This window comes from Synechococcus sp. WC101 (assembly GCF_047461555.1).
Lineage (GTDB): Bacteria > Cyanobacteriota > Cyanobacteriia > Thermostichales > Thermostichaceae > Thermostichus.
In genome coordinates, this window is record NZ_JANSHG010000005.1 from 13,288 (window position 1) to 31,781 (window position 18,494).

The 18,494-nt window shown below is 60.5% G+C and carries 17 protein-coding genes; 10 read left to right on the top strand and 7 right to left on the bottom strand.

The features are described from left to right. Position 1: 1 nt before the first annotated feature. The 3 genes from cysC (at position 2) to lspA (ending at position 1,542) form a co-directional block, all read left to right on the top strand. Positions 2–532 carry an adenylyl-sulfate kinase gene (cysC, locus tag NW809_RS00690; protein WP_414401336.1) on the top strand — a complete coding sequence of 177 codons (531 nt, stop codon included), beginning with the start codon at positions 2–4 and terminating at the stop codon, positions 530–532. 77 nt (positions 533–609) lie between these two features. Beyond that, positions 610–834 (top strand): hypothetical protein, encoded by a 225-nt coding sequence (locus NW809_RS00695; protein WP_011430377.1) that lies wholly within the window; start codon positions 610–612, stop codon positions 832–834. 237 nt (positions 835–1,071) lie between these two features. Next, positions 1,072–1,542, top strand: a complete 471-nt coding sequence (gene lspA, locus NW809_RS00700; RefSeq protein WP_011430376.1) for a signal peptidase II — start codon at positions 1,072–1,074, stop codon at positions 1,540–1,542. A gap of 5 nt (positions 1,543–1,547) precedes the next feature. Here the strand turns inward: lspA and NW809_RS00705 are convergent, their stop codons facing one another. Further along, a complete protein-coding gene (locus tag NW809_RS00705) occupies positions 1,548–2,432 on the bottom strand; it encodes a carotenoid biosynthesis protein (RefSeq protein ID WP_228375211.1) in 885 nt (294 codons plus the stop codon). Positions 2,433–2,676: 244 nt separating this feature from the next. Here NW809_RS00705 and NW809_RS00710 point away from each other — a divergent pair, with 244 nt between their 5' ends. Further along, on the top strand, positions 2,677–3,561 hold the full coding sequence (locus NW809_RS00710) for a peptidoglycan DD-metalloendopeptidase family protein (RefSeq protein WP_414401330.1): 885 nt from the start codon (positions 2,677–2,679) through the stop codon (positions 3,559–3,561). A 166-nt stretch (positions 3,562–3,727) separates the two neighbouring features. Here the strand turns inward: NW809_RS00710 and NW809_RS00715 are convergent, their stop codons facing one another. The 3 genes from NW809_RS00715 to NW809_RS00725 form a co-directional block, all read right to left on the bottom strand. Next, entirely contained in the window at positions 3,728–4,345 is a 618-nt protein-coding gene (locus tag NW809_RS00715; protein WP_414401331.1) for a hypothetical protein, read from the bottom strand. Positions 4,346–4,465: 120 nt separating this feature from the next. Further along, on the bottom strand, positions 4,466–5,554 hold the full coding sequence (locus NW809_RS00720; RefSeq protein WP_099887460.1) for a polysaccharide deacetylase family protein: 1,089 nt from the start codon (positions 5,552–5,554) through the stop codon (positions 4,466–4,468). A gap of 79 nt (positions 5,555–5,633) precedes the next feature. Further along, positions 5,634–6,626 (bottom strand): NAD(P)/FAD-dependent oxidoreductase, encoded by a 993-nt coding sequence (locus NW809_RS00725; protein ID WP_414401332.1) that lies wholly within the window; start codon positions 6,624–6,626, stop codon positions 5,634–5,636. Between the two features lie 204 nt (positions 6,627–6,830). On the opposite strand from NW809_RS00725, the gene NW809_RS00730 reads away from it, so the two are divergent. The 3 genes from NW809_RS00730 (at position 6,831) to gyrB (ending at position 10,481) form a co-directional block, all read left to right on the top strand. Next, positions 6,831–7,799, top strand: a complete 969-nt coding sequence (locus NW809_RS00730; RefSeq protein ID WP_011430369.1) for an SPFH domain-containing protein — start codon at positions 6,831–6,833, stop codon at positions 7,797–7,799. Between the two features lie 11 nt (positions 7,800–7,810). Continuing rightward, complete coding sequence (gene rimM, locus NW809_RS00735; RefSeq protein WP_011430368.1) at positions 7,811–8,371, top strand: ribosome maturation factor RimM; 561 nt, start codon at positions 7,811–7,813, stop codon at positions 8,369–8,371. 181 nt (positions 8,372–8,552) lie between these two features. Further along, a complete protein-coding gene (gyrB, locus tag NW809_RS00740; RefSeq protein ID WP_011430367.1) occupies positions 8,553–10,481 on the top strand; it encodes a DNA topoisomerase (ATP-hydrolyzing) subunit B in 1,929 nt (642 codons plus the stop codon). Here the strand turns inward: gyrB and NW809_RS00745 are convergent. Both NW809_RS00745 and NW809_RS00750 read right to left on the bottom strand, forming a co-directional pair. Next, positions 10,432–11,691, bottom strand: coding sequence for an ATP phosphoribosyltransferase regulatory subunit (locus NW809_RS00745; RefSeq protein WP_414346985.1), 1,260 nt, complete (start codon positions 11,689–11,691; stop codon positions 10,432–10,434). The two genes, gyrB and NW809_RS00745, sit on opposite strands and share 50 nt — an antisense overlap. A gap of 53 nt (positions 11,692–11,744) precedes the next feature. Beyond that, positions 11,745–12,821, bottom strand: a complete 1,077-nt coding sequence (locus tag NW809_RS00750) for an isochorismatase (protein ID WP_099812090.1) — start codon at positions 12,819–12,821, stop codon at positions 11,745–11,747. A gap of 152 nt (positions 12,822–12,973) precedes the next feature. Here NW809_RS00750 and NW809_RS00755 point away from each other — a divergent pair, with 152 nt between their 5' ends. The 3 genes from NW809_RS00755 to rpsD all read left to right on the top strand — a co-directional run bounded on the left by NW809_RS00755 (position 12,974) and on the right by rpsD (position 16,394). Next, complete coding sequence (locus tag NW809_RS00755; protein WP_414401333.1) at positions 12,974–14,335, top strand: nicotinate phosphoribosyltransferase; 1,362 nt, start codon at positions 12,974–12,976, stop codon at positions 14,333–14,335. A gap of 146 nt (positions 14,336–14,481) precedes the next feature. Further along, positions 14,482–15,618 (top strand): GDP-mannose 4,6-dehydratase, encoded by a 1,137-nt coding sequence (gene gmd, locus NW809_RS00760; protein WP_011430363.1) that lies wholly within the window; start codon positions 14,482–14,484, stop codon positions 15,616–15,618. 164 nt (positions 15,619–15,782) lie between these two features. Next, the gene (gene rpsD, locus NW809_RS00765; RefSeq protein ID WP_011430362.1) at positions 15,783–16,394 is read left to right on the top strand and encodes a 30S ribosomal protein S4; all 612 of its coding nucleotides are present in this window, start codon (positions 15,783–15,785) and stop codon (positions 16,392–16,394) included. 242 nt (positions 16,395–16,636) lie between these two features. Here the strand turns inward: rpsD and NW809_RS00770 are convergent, their stop codons facing one another. Next, positions 16,637–18,187, bottom strand: a complete 1,551-nt coding sequence (locus NW809_RS00770; protein WP_414401334.1) for a TolC family protein — start codon at positions 18,185–18,187, stop codon at positions 16,637–16,639. Between the last annotated feature and the right edge of the window lie 307 nt (positions 18,188–18,494).

An 18,494-nucleotide genomic window follows, 5' to 3' on the forward strand; every position in this document is an offset into this window, starting at 1 on the left:
CATGGGGCGGCGGGGGGTAACGGTCTGGTTTACGGGGCTCAGCGGCGCGGGCAAAACCACCCTGAGCTGCGGTGTCGCCCAGCAGTTACAGGCTTTGGGGTTGCCGGTGGAAGTGCTCGATGGAGACCTGGTGCGGCAACACCTCAGCAAGGAACTGAGCTTCAGCAGGGCGGATCGGGATGAGAACGTTCGTCGCATCGGCTTTGTGGCAGAGATGCTGACCCGCCACGGGGTGATCGTGCTGGTGTCGGCCATCTCCCCCTATCGCGCCACCCGGCAGGAGGTGCGGCAGCAGATCGGCAACTTCATCGAAGTCTTTGTGGACGCCCCCCTGGAAGTTTGTGAACAGCGCGATGTGAAAGGCCTCTACCGCAAAGCGCGGGCAGGCCTCATCCGGCACTTCACCGGCATCGACGACCCCTACGAGCCGCCAGAATATCCAGAGGTGGTCTGCAAAACCGCCGAGCAAAGCATCTCTGAATGTATCGACTTGGTGATGCAAAGCCTGAGAAGCCACGGCTATCTCCAATAGGGCGCTGGGCCTGGCGGGTTTGGGATCCTTGTGGGAAGATGTGAACAAGCATTTCGTTTCTGAGAATCAAGGTAGCTATGGCAGTGACTCGTGCCGGACGAACCTTTGTGATGCGGGGCAGCAGCGAAGGGAACCCTGCCAAGTTTCTGGAAATGGCCAGCTCTCTGATCAACACCCGCACCCGCCAAGGTAGCGGCAAAAAGGTTCAAGATCGCTCCTCCTACGGCAAGGCGGGCAATCCGCAAGAGTTTATACAGATGGCCAGCGAGTTGCGCCGATCCCTGGAGCAGCGGGGGCGGTAGCTGCTCTTTTCCTCTCCTCTAGACTGTAGGATCCCCGTCCGGCTCAGCTAGCCGGACGCTTTTCTTTGTTTTGCCCTCCAGGCAGACAATTGCTGGCCTGAGGCTCCCTGGCTTTCTATTCCACCCTCCCCAACCTTGCTCCTGCGGTTTGCCGCTCACAAAAGAAGAGAGGATGTCAGGATGGGAAAAGTGCTCCTCTGAGCGCTCTTGCCGGTGGACGTAGTGAGGTGAAAAAGCATGAAAAACACGGGCTTTTGGCTGGCCGGGATCCTGGGGTTGCTCCTGGATCAGGCGAGCAAGCGCTGGGCGGTGGAGCGGCTGCTGCCGGGGCCGGAAATCGAGCTGTGGCCAGGGGTGTTTCACCTTACCTATGTGGAAAATACCGGCGCCGCTTGGAGCCTATTTGCCGATTCGGCAGAGTTCCTCAAGTGGGTCTCGCTGGGGGTAGCGGTGGCGCTGGCGCTGCTGGCGATTCGCGGCAGCAGCCTGGGCCGTTGGGAACAGGTGGGCTACGGCTTGGTCTGGGCAGGAGCGATGGGGAACGGCATCGACCGCTTTCTCAACGGCTATGTGGTGGATTTTTTCAACTTCGTCTGGATTGGCTTCCCCGTCTTTAACGTGGCGGACGTGGCCATCAACGTGGGGGTGGCCTGCTTGTTGGTTGGCCTGTGGCAGGGCAGCCCGAAAAAAACGGCGCCGAGACCCTAGGCGACCTACTTCGCCCCCGCCCACTGGCGATCCCCAGCTTCTTGCGCGGCCAACTCAGGCTGCGAGGGAGCCTCAGGATCCGGCGGAGCGCTCCACCACAACCCCACAGCTGGCCCCAATCCCAGCAAGAGCCCCAGCCCTGCTGGCGCGACAATGCCGGATCCTACGCTCATCAGCAGGGCAAAGGCAAAATTGGCTACATAGAGCAGCAGCGGCCCCAGCAACTGGCGGCGGTTCAAGACCGGCTGATCTTTCCCCCAAAGGAGGTTGGCCGCGGTCATAAAGGCAGCTCCGGTGAGCATCCAACCGCCGAAGTTTTGCAGCGGCATGCCGAAAAAGGGCCCCGGCTGGAACCACGTCCAAAAGGGGATCAGGCCGCGGGTCATGGCCGGATCCAGCACGAAGTCCCAGGCGGTGAGCAGCAGCGCCCCCAACAGGATGGCCTCGCAGTGGATCAGCCAATGGCGCCCCGCTTGCAACGCCACCCGCGCCAACAGGTAGGACGACAGCCCCACGTAAAACCAAGACAAAGGGATCGTGAAGGGAACCAGTCCGGCGATCTTGTAGCCCAGCCCGCTCAGGTAGCCGTAGTCGCCAAAAGGGATCCCGGTGCTGGTGCCCAGCAGCTCGCTGGCCAAGGAAATGCCCACCGCCGGGATCAAAAACATCAACAGGCGCCGCACCCCCAACAGCCGGGATCCCATCAAAGCCGCCGCCAGCGCTCCAGACACCATGTAGGCCACGCCGCCATTGCCCATGCTCCAAGAGAAGGCCTGCAGACCAATGGGGGGTAAACTGGCCACCCACTCGGGATGCGGTACTACCCACAGTAGGCCCACCAGCCCGAAGAGCAAGGAGAGAATGTGCAAGCCCAGCGCCAAAGCCTCCAACCGCTGCCAGATTGACCCAAACCCAAGGAGAACACCTCGCCTATCAGAAAACCGGAAAGGCAGGCTAACAAGGACACCAGAGGATAACGAGGAGAACAGCCAACGCATGAGAAGCTCCCGTAGGGTGGTTGATCAGAGCCGCCTCGCTACCCCACCGCTTGAGCAGCGGCTGAGGAGAAAAGCGGATGGCCAAAGCAAACTGCCTGGCCTGACCAGGGTAGGCCTGCTGATATTTTGCTGCCTATTGTATCAATTCGTAAACATCCTGCCTGGTTTTCCGCAGAGCTCCTCTTGGTCAGAGGGATCCCTGAGGGGAGTGTACGCTCAGTTGAGGCGGGCTGTGGAGCGCCGGGACTGGGCTCAGGCCTTGCGCCTGGTGGATCTTCTGCTGCAGCGGTCCCCAGATCCCGCCCAGCGTCAGGATCTGGAGCACTATCGGTTGGCGCTGGAGAGCCATCGCTCTTCTAATGGGGATCCGCCGCCGCCCCAGTGGCCGTTTTTGCACAAGCCCTTTGTCGGGGAATTTCCCGTCACCAACCTCTTCGACCACGACTTGCCCTTGGGGGAGGAGGATGGCAACGGACGGTTTGTCAGTGGGCAAGGCCAAGTCTGGATCCCTGGCCCGCTGCACCCCTGCGGCAAAAGCGATGGCCATGCCGGCTATGACTGGGCCATGCCGGTGGGCACCTCCATCCTGGCCGCCGCCCCAGGACGGGTTACCGTAGCGCGTCCGGAGCCAGCGTTTTTCTGCCCTGCCTTGGGTCGCCCGGTCAGGGGGTTGCGGGTGCGCATTCTGCACGAGCCAGCTGGCTTGGAAACCCTCTACGCCCACCTCAGCCAAATCCAGGTGCAGGAGGGACAGAGGGTAGCCGCCGGGGAGGTGATCGGCCTGTCGGGCGACAGCGGCTGTGCCAGCGGGCCCCATCTCCATTTCGAGGTGCGCCGTCTCAACCCAACCAACTCCGGCCAACCCGCCCCCGTCGATCCCTACGGCTGGTTTGGGCCTGGCCTGGATCCCTGGAGCCTGCATCCCCTGGGAGCCGAAAGCCTGTTTCTCTGGCAGGTGGGCCAAGCGCCCAGCCTAGGCGCCTGCTGGCAGGCTCAACAGCTCTCTGGCCCTCCTCAATAGACTAGAGACATTTCCCGCAGCCCCGACCCCTCTCCCAGTGGGAGTCTCCCCTCACCCCCGACCCCTCTCCCAGTGGGAGAGGGGAGTTGCAAGGGACTGCTTTGTGGCAATTTGGAACGAATCCCAGCGGTCTATTGTCTCGTCGCCAATCGGAAGACTTGGGATGTTACAGATCGCGGCGGACAAAGCCATCTCCCTCCCACTGGTAGAGGGTGGCGCGCGAGTCGCGGTTGGATCCCGGCATGCTGGAGATGACCAGGAGCCCTTGGGAGCTGACCCGCAAGCTGGCATTGCTTAAATCGGTTACGCTCAGCAGCGGCACAAACCCCTCCGGCTGGTGTTCCAAGATCAAGACAGACCGCAGCAGGCTGATTCCCCCTCGCTCGGTGAGCAGTACCAGCTTGGGCTGGGCGCTGGAGGTAATGTCGGTGCGCAGGTGCGCCTCCACCAGCCGTCCGGGGATCGGCTCAGCCGCATGGAGCAGGCGAAAATCGTATCCTCCCTGATGGGCGAAGCTGAGAACGCGCACCACCGGCTCCACTGTCGGCTGCCGCTGGATTTCAAACACGGCCACCACATCCTGCCGATCGGAAGCGGTGAGGCTGGCCGCAAACAGGCGCAGGTTTTGGCCGCGATTGCCGCGGATGAACTCCCACCAGATGGATTGACGAAAGAGGGCAACTACTCCCTCGCGCGCGGTGCCTCCCTCAGAAACAGCCGGCAACAGCGGAAGCAGCGGCTGGGGGTGGGCAGAGTTAACAGCAAGGGGTAGCGCCAGAGCCAAGGCTGCTCCCCAACTTATCCGACCCCAGAAATCCAAGGGCTTTCGCATACTTCCCCACTCCTCGACCCTAAGATTTTAAGAGATTGCCCGGTTTTGCTTAAGAGACAGTTGGCAGTTCCCTCAAGCAGAATCTCTAGAAGTGGGCCAGGGCAAAAAGCGATAGCCCGCCTCTTCAACGGCAGCAACGATCTCCGGCAAAGCTTCTGCAGTATGGGGCCAGCGGTCGTGCAGCAGCAAAACCAGGGGTTGTTCAGAGGCTTTCATCACCGACAACTGGGATCGAACCCGCTGCAAAAGCTGGTCTACTGTTTGGCCGGCATAGGCATCCTCAGGACTAAGGTTCCAGTAGAGAACCTGATACCCTGCCTGTTCCAAAGCGCGACGCAAAGCAGAGTCTAAGCGAAAACCGCCCGGTGGGCGAACCACCAGTTGGGGATCCAAGCCCAACGTCTTGAGCAGTTGGGTTGTCTGATCCACCTCGGCATAGAATATCTCGTCGCTGCTATAGAGGCGTCGATAGTCGTGAGTAAACGTGTGGTTGGCTATAGTGTGGTCGTGGGTTTGAATGGCTTTGGCCAACTCTGGAAAGCGAGAAACGTGATTGCCGATGAGAAAGAAGGTGGCCGGAATCTGTAGCTGATCCAAAACCTCTAAAAGGCGAGGGGTGGACTGCGGCCAAGGTCCATCGTCAATGGTGAGAAAGGCAGAGCGAGGTGGCACTTCCAACAAAGGCCCGAGCGCCTCTTCCAAAGGCAGTTGCAAAGGCCGGCTATTTTCCAGCGGATCGAGCAAAGTGGGATCCGCTGTCCAGCCATGCTGCAAAAAGACCTCTACCTGGGCAGGTGCAGGGGTGATCAGCAGGCGCCCAGTCTGTTCGTCTCGGTTGCCCCAGCTCAGCCGGTAGGGCAGCTCCCTAGGAACCTCAACAGCGGTCGAGGGCGTAATCACCGCATAGGGAATATCGATCAAGTAATGCCCATTTACCCGCTCTTGGTAAACCCAGGCAGCAGAAGGAGCCGATAGGTAAACCAGCAGGTCTTGGGGAGGGCTGCCGCGCACAACCCGAACGCTCTCGATCGGGAGAACAGGATCGTATTCTGAGGTTAGAGTCAGCTTTAGATCAAAAAAAGACTGGGCCTCCACCGCGCAGTACTGCAGCCCCACCAATAGGAAAACCAAAAAAAAGATCGCCGCTTTCAGAGAACGCATGGGAGTTTCTCGGGGCTTCGCAACAATCATAGGGCAAAGGGCCATCCCAGCTCCCTCAAGAGGGCGGAATGAGCCCAAACTAAGAGCGCAGGCGCTCTTCCCATTGACGAGCAGGGGAGGCTCGGCGGATGTCCCGCCAAATGGCTGTGGCCGCCAGCGCTCCGTCAGCAACCGCAATCGCCACCTGATTGAGGCCTTGCTTCAAATCTCCTACCGCGAACAGCCGCGGATGGGTGGTGCGGCACCACTCGTCGGTCACGAGGTTTTCGCCCTGCCACTGCAAGTTGGGGATCCCTTTCAAATAGTCGTTGTGGTACTTGGCTCCCATGGCCACCAGGCCGGTAGTTGCCTCGATGTAGGTGCCATCCGCGAGCTCTACACCGCGCATCTGGTGGTTCTCGCCCAGAAAGCGGCGGATGGGAGATTCGTAAAGGGGATAGCCGTGCTCGGCCAGTTTTTGGCGCATTTCAGGGCCGACCGAGCAGAGGCCGTGAGTCAACACCGAGATATAAGGCGTAAACCAGTTGAGGACAAAGGCAGTGTTGATTTGAGCCTCTGAGCCGACGATTAAAACTGCCTTTTGATCCCGCATTTCGTAGCCATCGCAAATCATACAGACATGCAATGAATAGCCGGCATAGTCGTAAACATTTTGCATGTCCGGCAATTGCGGCAGATGATCGATGATGCCTGTTGCCGCGATCAAATACTTGCTGCGAAAAACGGGGTAGAGGCTGTTGACTTTTCCCACCTTGACCTTGACGGCAAAAAGGTCTCCCTCATCCTTCACATTTTCCACATAGCCCCATAGATAGTCCACCCCCAAGCTGAGGGCGTGCTCCCTTCCCTGTCGCAACAGCTCTCGTCCTGGCGTGTTTGGCGGCAGGCCCAGATAATTGCGCAGATCCTGCATCCAAAAAGATCGGCCTTTGCCTTTTTCCACCACCAGACAACTCAAGCCATAGCGAGCCAGATAGATTGTCGCCGACAGCCCCCCTGCGCCGCCACCGGCGACAATGACGTCGTAGGTTTTGTTCAAGCCAACTTCTAGGTTCTTGCTGTTTAGTTTCATAGACAGACTCCCTTTAGGTGCTTTTCAGTCTTTCCGGTTGCCCCCACCGGTCAATGAGGTATGGGTCAAGACATCAAACCTTAAAATTTTAGGAAAAAGCCGGAAAGAGTCTCCGCCTTCAGGGGCCTCGAGGTCAAGGCCGACAAGCCCAGAGAACAATCGTCTAAGATAAGAGGCAAAGCTCCCACTCAGGAGAGACGTCTTATGCCAGGCATCTTAGCGGCAATCGCCCTGATCTTCCTCGGTTACCTGTTTAACTCCGTCAAGATCATCAGCCAGGGCTATGAGGCGCTGGTAGAACGTCTGGGCCGGTTTCACCGCAAGCTAACACCCGGGCTGCACGTCATTTTTCCTCCCATCGACAGGATTGTGTTCCAGGAAACCATTCGCGAGAAGGTGTTGGACGTGCCGCCGCAGCAGTGCATCACCAGCGACAACGTTTCTTTGATGGCGGATGCGGTGGTCTATTGGCGCATTACGGATATGATCAAGGCTCGCTATGCAGTAGAGGATGTACAGCGGGCTTTGGTGAACTTGGTGCTGACGGCCCTGCGGGCCGAAATTGGCCGCATGGATCTAGATCAGACCTTCTCCTCCCGCGCCGAGATCAACGCCCGCCTTTTGACAGAACTGGACGAGGCCACCGATCCCTGGGGGATCAAGATCACCCGCGTGGAAGTTCGAGATATTCAGCCCTCCAAAACCGTGCAGGACTCGATGGAAAAGCAGATGGCTGCCGAGCGGGAGAAGCGAGCGGCCATTCTCAAATCCGAGGGGGAGCAGCAGGCCAGCATCAACCAAGCGGCGGGGGCTGCCAAGGCGCAGTTGTTGCGAGCAGAAGCTGAGAAGCGCGAGCGGCTGCTCCTAGCCGAGGGCACGGCTGAGGCCATCAAAACCATTGCCGCCACTTTGCAGGAAAACCCAGAGGCAGCCAACGCGCTGCAATACTTGATGGCGCAAAACTACATCGATATGGGTCTCAAGGTGGGCAGTAGCCCCAGCTCGAAGGTGATCTTTATGGATCCCAATTCCATCCCCGCTACCCTGCAAGGGTTGCTCTCTATGGTGGATGTGGCCAAGGGAGAACAGGGATCCCGCGCTTCCGGGGCTTCCCAAAAGTTGGGCAGCTCCACGGCTTTCCCGACCGAGGTGAACTTTCCTCAGCTCGACTAGCAGCGACAGCTATGGTAGCTTCAAGGGATACCGCTTGGCTGCTGGTGGGGCAGGTGGTGGCTGCTCATGGACTGCGGGGCTGGCTGCGGGTTAAGTGCTGGTCGGATTTTCCGGAGCGCCTTACCGAGCCAGGGCCGCGCTGGCTGCAGCGGGATAGCGATCCGGAGCCTCTGTTGCATCCTTTGATCGAGGGGCAGTTTTTTCCCGCCAAGGGCCTATACCTGGTGCGGCTGGAAGGAATTCCCGATCGGACGGCGGCAGAGGCTTGGGTGGGAGCTAAGGTGTTGGTGCCGGCTTCCCAGCGCCTGCCCCTCGAGCCGGAGGAGTACCACTACTCCGATCTCATCGGCCTGGCCGTTTACCATCAAGGGCGGCTGCTGGGGCATGTCTCGGCCATCTGGGCCGCTGGCCAAGATGTGCTGGAGATCGCCACCCCCGACAAGCGGCAGGTGTTGATCCCCTTTGTGAAGGCTCTGGTGCCGGTTGTGGATTTGGAAAAAGGTGAGCTGCAGGTGCAGCCGCCACCGGGATTGGTGGAGAGCTTTCTCGGCCAGGATCGGGCAAGAAACTGATCTCCATCCCTGCATCCCCTGCCAAAGTTTGCCCTCAGAAGCGGCTGTGTGGCCGTTTTAGCCTTTTGTGCTATTATGGGGGCAGGTTTTTGGCATTTGGATTATCTCTGGCTTCTGGCGTCAATTTCTCTGGGTTTAGGTCGGCGGGGGCCGGGATCTCTCTTCGGGATTGGAGTTACGAATGACGGAGAACTACGGTGCAGAGCAGATCCAAGTTTTGGAAGGCTTGGAGGCTGTGCGCAGGCGGCCTGGCATGTACATTGGCTCCACTGGGCCGAAGGGATTGCACCACCTGGTGTACGAGGTGGTGGACAACTCCGTCGATGAAGCTCTGGCTGGCTACTGCAACGAAATTGAGGTTACTCTCCACCCCGATGGCTCGGTATCGGTGCTGGACAATGGCCGCGGCATCCCGGTAGACATCCACCCCAAGACCGGGCAGTCGGCGCTGGTGACGGTCATGACTGTGTTGCACGCTGGCGGCAAATTCGGCGGCGGCGGCTACAAGGTCTCCGGGGGGCTGCACGGCGTTGGGGTATCGGTGGTGAATGCCCTCTCCGAGTGGTTGGAGGCCAGAGTCTGGCGGGAGGGCAAGGTTTACTTCCAGCGCTTCGAGCGAGGGGCGGTGGTGGGATCCCTTCAGTCCGAGCCGCAGCCTGCCGGTGCCCAGCGGCGGGGCACGGAGGTGCGCTTTAAGCCGGATGAGCTCATCTTCCCGGAGCGGGAGTTTGACTACAGCCTGTTGGCGGCCCGCTTGCGCGAGCTGGCCTACCTCAATGCCGGCTTGAAAATCATCTTCAGCGATCTGCGGCGGGATCCGCCTCACCGCGAAGTCTATCAATTTGCCGGCGGCATTAAGGAATATGTGGCCTTCATCAACCACGAAAAAACCCCCATCCACCCCGATATTATCTATGTGCGCGGGGAGCGGGATGGCGTCGAGGTAGAAGCGGCATTGCAGTGGTGCGCGGATGTCTACACCGATACCTTGATTGGCTTTGCCAACAACATCCGCACCACTGAGGGGGGCACCCACTTGGAGGGATTGAAGACCGCCCTTACCCTCACCATCAACAGCCAAGCCCGCAAGCTCAACAAACTCAAGGACTCCGACAGCAACCTGGCGGGAGAAAATGTGCGGGAGGGGCTGACCGCCATCCTTGCAGTCAAGGTGCCCAACCCTGAGTTTGAGGGGCAGACCAAAACCAAGCTGGGCAACACCGAGGTGCGGGGCATTGTCCAGACCCTTGTCTCGGAAGCCCTCACAGAATACCTAGAGTTCAACCCCAACGTGGCCAGGGGGATCGTCGAGAAGGCCATCCAGTCCTTCAACGCGGCCGAGGCGGCCCGTCGGGCCCGGGAGCTGGTGCGCCGTAAGTCTGCCCTGGAATCTTCCACCCTGCCGGGGAAACTGGCCGACTGCAGTTGCCGGGATCCGGCGGAGTCGGAGGTGTACTTGGTGGAGGGCGACTCGGCAGGGGGCAGCGCCAAGCAGGGACGGGATCGCCAGTTTCAGGCGGTGCTGCCTTTGCGGGGCAAGATCCTCAACATCGAGAAGGCGGATCCCGCCAAGATCTACAAAAACGCCGAGATTCAGGCCATGATCACAGCGCTGGGCCTGGGGGTCAAGGGCGAGGAGTTCGATCCCAGCCAACTGCGCTACCACCGCATCATCCTCATGACCGACGCCGACGTGGACGGCAGCCACATCCGCACCCTGCTGCTCACCTTCTTTTACCGCTATCAGAAGGCGCTTTTGGAGCAGGGCTACGTCTACATTGCCTGTCCGCCGCTTTACAAGATCGAGTGGGGCCGCAACAACGTGCGCTACTGCTACAACGAGGCCGAGAAAGAGCAAGTCCTGCGCAGCCTGCCGGCCAACACCAAGTACACCATCCAGCGCTTCAAGGGCTTGGGGGAAATGATGCCGGAGCAGCTTTGGGAAACCACCATGAACCCGGCAACGCGCGTCCTCAAGCAGATCACCATCGAAGACGCAGCCGAAGCCGATCGCATTTTCACCATCCTGATGGGGGATGCCGTCGGGCCGCGTCGGGAGTTCATCGAGGCCCACAGTGCCCAGTTGGATCTGGCGGCTCTGGATATTTGACGGGGGAGATGTGGTAGCTGCCATCGGCCTGCACCCAGGCAATCTCCGGGATCCGGCAGCGGCGGGCGTAGGCCTCGATTTCTTCGGGGGAGCGGTCCAGCAATTCCAGCTCCACCGCCTCTGACTCGCGCCAGCGGGCGGCCAAGGCCAGCGCCGCCGGGATCCCTGCCGGCACCAGTGGCACCACCAACCGCTTGCACCCCGTTGCCTCGTCTTGGGGAGTGGGGGGCAAAAGCCGCAGCAGGGTATCCGGCAGGAGGGTAAAGCCGATCCCTGGCTGCTCCAGTTGCTGTGGGCTATAGAGGGCATAGAGCCGGTCGTAGCGCCCGCCTAAGGCGATGATTTCTCCCCCCACCACTGCTTGGAAGACAATGCCGGTGTAGTAGGCCAAGGTTTGCAGCAAGCTCAGATCCAACACCACCCGCACTTGCTGGGCTTCCAGAATCTGGCACAACTGCCGCAGATCTCGCAGCCGCTCCGGCGACACAGGAAGCTGGGCCAGCTGAGGTAGAACCTGTTCTGGCTGGCCACGCAATCCCAGAATCTGCAGGCCAATCTGGCGGGCCGCCTCTGGCAGCGGAGCCGCTTCTAGGTAAACGTAGTCAAGCTGGGCAATGGCACGGCGCACCGCCGCCTGGGCCTTGGGAGTAACAGAGTTAAGCAGGCTCTCAGTCAGGCTCACATCTCCCAACAGCAATGTCCAGTTGCTGAGGCCAACAGCGCGCACGCAATCGGCTAAAAGCAGCAAGATCTCAGCGTCGGCTAGCCATCCGCCCGCGCCGATGAGCTCCACCCCTGACTGGAAAAACTCCTGGCTGCTGTAGGAGCCCTCCTCCCGCCGGCTATTGCGGAACACGTTGCCGTGGTAGTAAAGCCGCAGCGGCAGGGGCCCGCTGGCCAGACGCGTGGCTGCTGCCCGCACGATGGAAGCGGTGAATTCCGGGCGCAACCCCAGCATTGTCCCTTCCCCGTCCCGCAACTGCAGCACTGCCTCGGCGCGGATGGATCCCCCAGCCAGTAGCGTCTCTAGCCGTTCCAGGGTGGGCGTGATGATACGTTGATAGCCGTAACGGCGAAAAACCTGGGTTAGCTGCGCCTCTAGCCTTTCCCGCCGCTGGACTTCCCGCGGCAAAAAGTCGCGGGCGCCAGTGGGAGGGCGCAGGGAACTGGTTTCCCAAAGCAAATCTGCACCGCCAGGACGATCGTCCACAGGCAAACTCCCACAGCCTGTCCTGCCGCATCCTAGCACTGGGGTAGAGGAGATCAAGTCTTCCGCCACGGAAAGCCAGGCCACGTCCAGAGGGGATCGGTGGAGCGCACCCGGTGCATCCCCGCGGCGGCAAAGCGGGCAAAGGCCGCCTCCGCCTGCTCGCTAAAATCGACTACGCCGGGGATCACCACCGGCGAGGTGCAATCTTCCAGAAGGTAAATCTTCTTGGCCAGGGCGGGATCCCTGGACTGGATCTCCTGCAGCAGGTCGCTTACCGTCCAGGCGACGCAGTGGCTTTTGGCTTGGCCAGCCACGATCAGGGCATCGAATTCCAGTAGGTGGCCGATAAGGGATTCATTTTTCTCGTCGATGGGATCCCCTTCCGGGCCGGTCAAGACTTCCGGGCTGAGGGCGGAGTAGTTTTCCGTCAGGGGGTTGGCCCCCTTGAGCTGCAAGCTGGGCTGGCTGCAGCGGGCAATGGTGTGGAAGAAGATCGCCTCCTCCACCGCCGGCACCAGGGCATGGCCAATCCCACCTAGCATGGAATGGTAGGGCCAGACAATGAGAGGATATTTCCCCCCTTTCTCCAATTGCTCGGCATAGTGGAGGGCGTAGACCTGCAGCCGCGTCAGATCCCCTTGGGTGAGGTTGGCGGCCACCGCGGGGTTGACCCGCCAGCGCCCGGAGCGGATCTCGGCGGCAGAAATGGCTGTAGCTGGCTCGGGATGGGATCCCTGGGCGTCCACCCAGAAGATGGGGTGGAAGATCTGCATGGCGGTGTGGGTGTCCAGGGTAGCCACGATCTGGGTGATGTGGGCGAGGTGGCGGTAGATAAATTGACACAGACGCCGGTTATCCTCCACCGCCCCCAGGCCGCTAGAACCACCCACAAACAGCTCAAAGCCAGGAATGCAGAAGGTATTTTGCACATCGATGAGCAACAAGCCTACCCGCACCTGGTCGGATTCTGCCGATGGGATGCGGTGCTCTTGGGCCCACTGCTCCGCCTCTAGGGCCCGCTGTTGGTAGGGCACCCGCCAAATCTCCCCCACCCGCTCGGGATCAAAATGAACAGGCAAGGGAAGTGTCGGCGGAGCTTGAGTCGTTACTCCCTGGACAGTGGTGTTCATGGCTTTTTAGAGTGCAGTCAAGCTCTTATCGCTGGGGCCACCTCGCCGGGATCCCTGGCAGGCCAAACCTGTTACCATAGTAGCTCCAACTTTGGCAAGGACTTCTTTGCCCGCTCCCCTAGCTTTTCAGCGGCTTGTCCCTTGAGGTTTCCATGGTGAATTCAGACTTCTCCTCCCTGCAGCCCCAGGACTACGGCCTGTTGACGGATCTCTACCAGTTCACAATGGCTGCCTGCTATGTGGGGGAGGGGCTGGAGAATCAGCCGGCGGCCTTTGAGCTGTTTGTGCGGCGCTTGCCTAGCGACTATGGCTACCTCATCGCCATGGGGCTGGCCCAAGCGGTGGAATACCTGCAGCAGTTGCACTTTCCGCCGCAAGCCTTGCAGGCGCTGCGGGAGACGGGCATTTTTGCCGAGGCACCGCAACGCTTCTGGGAGCTGCTGGCTAGCTGCCGCTTCGAGGGGGATGTGTGGGCAGTGCCGGAAGGAACGGCCGTTTTCGCCAACGAGCCGCTGCTGCGGGTAGAGGCTCCTCTGTGGCAGGCGCAACTGGTGGAAACCTACTTGCTGACCACCTTCAACTACCAAACCCTGATTGCCACCAAGGCGGCCCGCATGCGGGATGCTGCCGGGGATGAGGCCATTTTGTTGGAGTTCGGCACGCGGCGAGCCTTTAGCCCCCAGGCGGGCCTGTGGGCAGCGCGGGCAGCGCTGGCGGCGGGGTTCAACGCCACCTCCAACGTCTTGGCAGCTCTCAAGCTGGGGCGCAAGCCGGCAGGCACGATGGCCCATTCTCTGGTGATGGCCATTGCCGCCCTCTCCGGCGATGAGACCCGCGCTTTTCAAGCCTTCCGGCGCTACTTTCCCCAGGCGGTTCTGCTCATCGATACCTACGATCCCATCCAGGGAGCGCGCACAGCGGCCCAGCTCTTTGCAGCCACCCATCCGGATCAACTGGGATCCCAAGGCGAGATCGGCGGCGTGCGCATCGACTCCGGGGACCTGGAGGCCCTCTCCCACCAGGTCAAGGCCATCCTGCCCCAGGGGGCGCCGGTCTTTGTCAGCGGCGATTTGGACGAGTACGAGATCGAACGGCTGCACCGCTCCCAAGCCCCTATCAGCGGCTATGGAGTGGGGACGCGGCTGGTGACCGGCGAGGGCGTGAACGGAGTGTACAAATTGGTGGAGATTAACGGGATCCCAGTGGCCAAGGCCTCCTTTGCCAAAGCCACCCTGCCGGGGCGCAAGCAGATCTTCCGCGGTCCCACAGGGGACTTGCTCGGCCAGGCCGACGAGAGCCCGCCCCCTGGCTACCAGCCGCTGCTGCGCCCGATCCTGCGCAAGGGTGTGCTGTTGGAGCCCCTGCCGGATCTGGAGGCGATTGCCCGCACCAGCCGTGCCTCTGTCCTGCGCCTGCCCCAGGCAGTGCGGCAACTGCGCCAGCCGGCTCCCTCGCCTATGGCCCTGACCCCTGCCCTGCAGCAGGTTAAGGATCGTCACCTGGGCTCTTCCTAAGCAAGCAGAACCCCAGAGAAGGGGTTCCCGCTGCTCTATAATATTCTAGCTTTGGGGTTTCAGCTTTGCGAGTTTGTGCTTGGCAAGGCGCTGAAGTCCCCGCTCTGGCTGAAGTCTTACAAGTGCTTGTTTTCGCCTCCAGCTCTATGACCCAACGTGCCTTAATTACTGGCATCACCGGCCAGGATGGCTCTTACCTGGCCGAGCTGCTGTTGCAAAAAAACTATGAAGTCCACGGCATTGTCCGCCGCGCCAGCACCTTCAATACCGACCGCATCGACCACATCTATGTGGATGCCCACGATCCCAACGCCCGGCTGTTTCTCCACTATGGGGATCTCACCGATGGCACCACCCTGCGCAAGATCCTGGAACAGGTGCAGCCGACGGAGGTGTATAACCTGGGGGCCCAATCCCACGTGCGGGTCAGCTTTGAGGCGCCAGAATACACCGTCGATGCGGTGGCTATGGGCACCCTACGCCTCCTGGAGGCCATCCGCGACTACCAGCAGCGCACGGGGATCCGGGTGAAGTTTTACCAGGCGGGATCCTCGGAGATGTTCGGCCTGGTGCAGGAGATCCCGCAAAAGGAGACCACCCCCTTCTACCCCCGCAGCCCCTACGCCTGCGCCAAGGTGTACGCCTACTGGCAAACAGTCAACTACCGCGAAGCCTACAACCTCTTTGCCTGCAACGGCATTTTGTTCAACCACGAGAGCCCACGGCGAGGAGAAACCTTTGTTACCCGCAAGATCACCCGCGCCGTCAGCCGCATCGTGGCCGGCAAGCAGGACAAGCTCTACCTGGGCAACCTGGATGCCAAGCGGGACTGGGGCTACGCCAAGGACTACGTCGAGGGGATGTGGATGATGCTGCAACAACCCCAGCCGGACGACTACGTGCTGGCTACTGGCGAAACCCACAGCGTGCGGGAGTTTGCCGAACGCGCTTTTGCTTTGGTGGGCATGCCCATTACCTGGCGGGGATCCGGACTGGAAGAACAGGGACTCTACAAAGATCGCGTGCTGATCGAGATCGATCCCCGCTACTACCGCCCCACGGAGGTGGATCTGCTCTTGGGGGACGCCTCCAAGGCCAAGCGGGTACTGGGGTGGCAGCCCAAGGTGACCTTTGCCCAACTGGTGGAGCTGATGGTGCTGGCGGATCTGGAGGCCATCGGCTTGGATCCGGATCCCATCCTGGGGGAGCGGCGCACCCTCAACGGCCTGCTGAGCGAGGATCGCGCCTTCATCCGCACCCAACTGGGGGTTCGCTACGACTAATGGCACCGCTCCCCAAAGTCAGCTAAAAAACGGCTCTCACCCCTTGCTTAAAGGCCGGGCTAAGACCTTAATATAGGAGATCGCCAATTCTTGTGGCGCACGGCCAATGTTTTCGCCTGTGCTCTTCTGCTGAGTATCTTTGCCGATTTCGGAGAAACGCCCGCATGTCCCGCTACACAGGTCCCCGCCTCAAGATCATTCGTCGCTTCGGGGGACTTGATCTGCCCGGTTTGACGCGCAAGCGCCCCAAAAATACCAATCCACCTGGTATGCACGGGGCCGAGCGCAAGAAAAAATCCGAGTATGCCATCCGCCTAGAAGAGAAGCAGAAGGTGCGCCTCAACTACGGGGTGAGCGAGCGCCAGATGCTCCGCTACATGCGCAAGGCGCGGCGCTCCAAGGGATCCACCGGGCTAGCCTTGCTGCAGATGCTGGAGATGCGGCTGGATTGCATCGTCTTTCGCCTCGGCATGGCTCCAACCATTCCGGCGGCTCGGCAGTTGGTAAGCCACGGCCACATCGAAGTCAACGGCCGCAAAGTCACCATCCCCAGCTATGGCTGCAAAGTTGGGGATGTGATCACGGTAAGGAACAAGGAGTCTTCTCGCAAATTGGTGGCCGCCTACGCTGAGTATCCGGGGCTGTTCCTGCCCGATTACCTGGAATTTGACAAAGAGAAGCTGCGCGGGCGTATCAAAGAACTGCCTCCCCGAGAGCAGATCTGCGCACCAGTGAACGAGCTGCTGGTTGTCGAGTTCTATTCCCGTAAACTCTAGGCCTCTCTTTTGCCGTCATTGCGGATCGTGAGGAAACCTCAGGGGCTAAGCCCAGAGGGGGCGATTTTTCTCAGTTCGTCGCGTTTCTTCTGCTGGCGCCAGCGGTACTTGGCACCATGGCTATTTCGAAACGTTTCTCCACATCCTTATTACTACGCAACGCTGTCGCGAACGAGCTGCCCTAGCTCCCCTCTCCCAGAGGGAGAGGGGTTGGGGGTGAGGGAGAAAGAACCGAGCAGAGATCAAAGCCTGCCGACGGCCCGCTGCAGTTGTACCAGGGCGCGGTTGTAGGCGATTACAGCATTGGAGAGGTTGCCACGGACGGTGGTGAGGGCAGTTTCGGCGTTGATCACCTCTGTTTGCGTGCCCACCCCGGCCTGAAGGCGCAGCCGCGCCAGGCGCAGGCTCTCCTCTGCCGAGGCAATCGCTACCTTGGCTGAGTCGATCTGTTCGCGGCTGGAGCTGAGCGTGAGGAAAGCCTCTTCCACACTGCGCCGGATTTCGTTACGGCTGCCGATGAAATTGTTCACGGCCACCTGCCCGTCGATCTCGGCTTGGCGAGCCTGGGCGGCCGCCTTACCCCCGTCCAGCCAAGTCAAACTGAAATTGGCGCCGACCGAGTAGCCGATATCGAAGCTGTCGCGGCTGGCCTTGAAATCGTTAACCGCATCGAGGGTGGCGAACAAACCAATCTGGGGACCGTTGCTGGCTTGCGCCAGGCGCACACGAGCTTGGGCTTGTTCCAACTCTCGGCGTTGGCGCTCCAGCTCTTGCCTTTGGGCAAAAGCGGCAACAATAGTCTCTTCTAGGCTCAGGTCCCACTCTCCCACAGGCTCGATGGGATCCCTGGCCAGCACATCAGTGGGACTGGGAAAGTTCAGCAGCTCGGCCAGGCGGCGGCGGCTCAGTTGTTGGGTGTTTTGGGCCACCAGTAGGGTTTGTCGATTGTTGGCCAATTCGGTCTCCGCCTGGAGAATCTCGAAGCGGGTACCCACCCCAGCCCGCTCTCGGGCTTGGGCATCCCGCAGGGTGGCTTCAGAACTTGCAACGGCAGCCTGGCTGATGGCCACTCGGGCATCGGCGCTCTGCAGATCGTAGTAGGCGTTGGCCACAGCTTGTTTCACTGTCTGCAGGGTTTGCTCCAGTTGCAGTTGGGCGACGCGCAGAGCTTCTTGGGCCAGTCTTAGGTTTTGTTCTCTGATCCCGTTGTCGAAAGCGGTGTAGTCCACCCGCACCACGCTAGCTGAGAGAGTGTGAACTTCGCGGCTTGGCCTGCCACCAGGCGAGGGAGGTTCGCTGTATTGGTAACTGGCTCGAGTGGAGAGGGTGGGGGCAAAAGCTGCCTGCGCCAGGGCAACCCCAGCCTCAGCCCGTTCTACAGCCAGCCTTGCCTGCTGCACCGCTGGGTTTTGGGCAACAGCAATCTCCAGGGCTTCTTGTAAGGACAAGCTCTCCGTCCGCTCGATGCGCACCTCCAAAGGGGATTGAGGCACCACCAGTTCTTCGGCCCTAGCAGCCCCCTGCGAGACCGGGGCAGGAGTGGCAGGGCGGGCCTCGGGCGGGATCGACAGGGTGGGAGGCAGGTTGGGGGTGCGGATGGCTCGGCTATCTGGGAGAACCAAGGCGGCAGGATCAGGCGCTTTCGTTTCTTGGGCAAAGGCAGGCACAGCCCAGAGCAGGCTGAACAGGAGGCCGCAGGGGGCAAACCGGCTAAGGGACGACCGGGATCCCGCCGAGCTTGGCTGTCGTTGAGGACGTCGAAGCTGGCCCCTGGCTAGATGCTGCATCGCCATCGCGTTATCACTCTCAACATCACCTCTAGCAGTATCGCAAAGGAAGGGACGAAGATAAGACGGTTTTCCACAGGCTTGATTGCCGCTCTGTTTGGGCCGGTGGCAGGAAGCCGAACCTTCAGACAGCCCGCAGGAAAATCTTCTGCGCCATCAGGGGCCCCTCTTTACCAGCCCCAACAGGTCTCGAGACACAAAAGGATAGCTTGGTAGCCCCGCACTTGAGTGCGCGCCGGAAAAGCCCGCTAGCGACTTTGGTCGCTTACCCATGATGGGGGTCGTTGATATAGTTTCATAGCTCAAACAACCT

Excerpts from the sequence above, each read along its gene's own strand:
- cysC (WP_414401336.1), top strand. The coding sequence starts at position 2 with ATGGGGCGGCGGGGGGTAACGGTCTGGTTTACGGGGCTCAGCGGCGCG.
- NW809_RS00695 (WP_011430377.1), top strand. The coding sequence starts at position 610 with ATGGCAGTGACTCGTGCCGGACGAACCTTTGTGATGCGGGGCAGCAGC.
- lspA (WP_011430376.1), top strand. The coding sequence starts at position 1,072 with ATGAAAAACACGGGCTTTTGGCTGGCCGGGATCCTGGGGTTGCTCCTG.
- NW809_RS00720 (WP_099887460.1), bottom strand. The coding sequence starts at position 5,554 with ATGCGTTCTCTGAAAGCGGCGATCTTTTTTTTGGTTTTCCTATTGGTG.
- NW809_RS00725 (WP_414401332.1), bottom strand. The coding sequence starts at position 6,626 with ATGAAACTAAACAGCAAGAACCTAGAAGTTGGCTTGAACAAAACCTAC.
- NW809_RS00730 (WP_011430369.1), top strand. The coding sequence starts at position 6,831 with ATGCCAGGCATCTTAGCGGCAATCGCCCTGATCTTCCTCGGTTACCTG.
- rimM (WP_011430368.1), top strand. The coding sequence starts at position 7,811 with ATGGTAGCTTCAAGGGATACCGCTTGGCTGCTGGTGGGGCAGGTGGTG.
- gyrB (WP_011430367.1), top strand. The coding sequence starts at position 8,553 with ATGACGGAGAACTACGGTGCAGAGCAGATCCAAGTTTTGGAAGGCTTG.
- NW809_RS00750 (WP_099812090.1), bottom strand. The coding sequence starts at position 12,821 with ATGAACACCACTGTCCAGGGAGTAACGACTCAAGCTCCGCCGACACTT.
- NW809_RS00755 (WP_414401333.1), top strand. The coding sequence starts at position 12,974 with ATGGTGAATTCAGACTTCTCCTCCCTGCAGCCCCAGGACTACGGCCTG.
- gmd (WP_011430363.1), top strand. The coding sequence starts at position 14,482 with ATGACCCAACGTGCCTTAATTACTGGCATCACCGGCCAGGATGGCTCT.
- rpsD (WP_011430362.1), top strand. The coding sequence starts at position 15,783 with ATGTCCCGCTACACAGGTCCCCGCCTCAAGATCATTCGTCGCTTCGGG.
- NW809_RS00770 (WP_414401334.1), bottom strand. The coding sequence starts at position 18,187 with ATGGCGATGCAGCATCTAGCCAGGGGCCAGCTTCGACGTCCTCAACGA.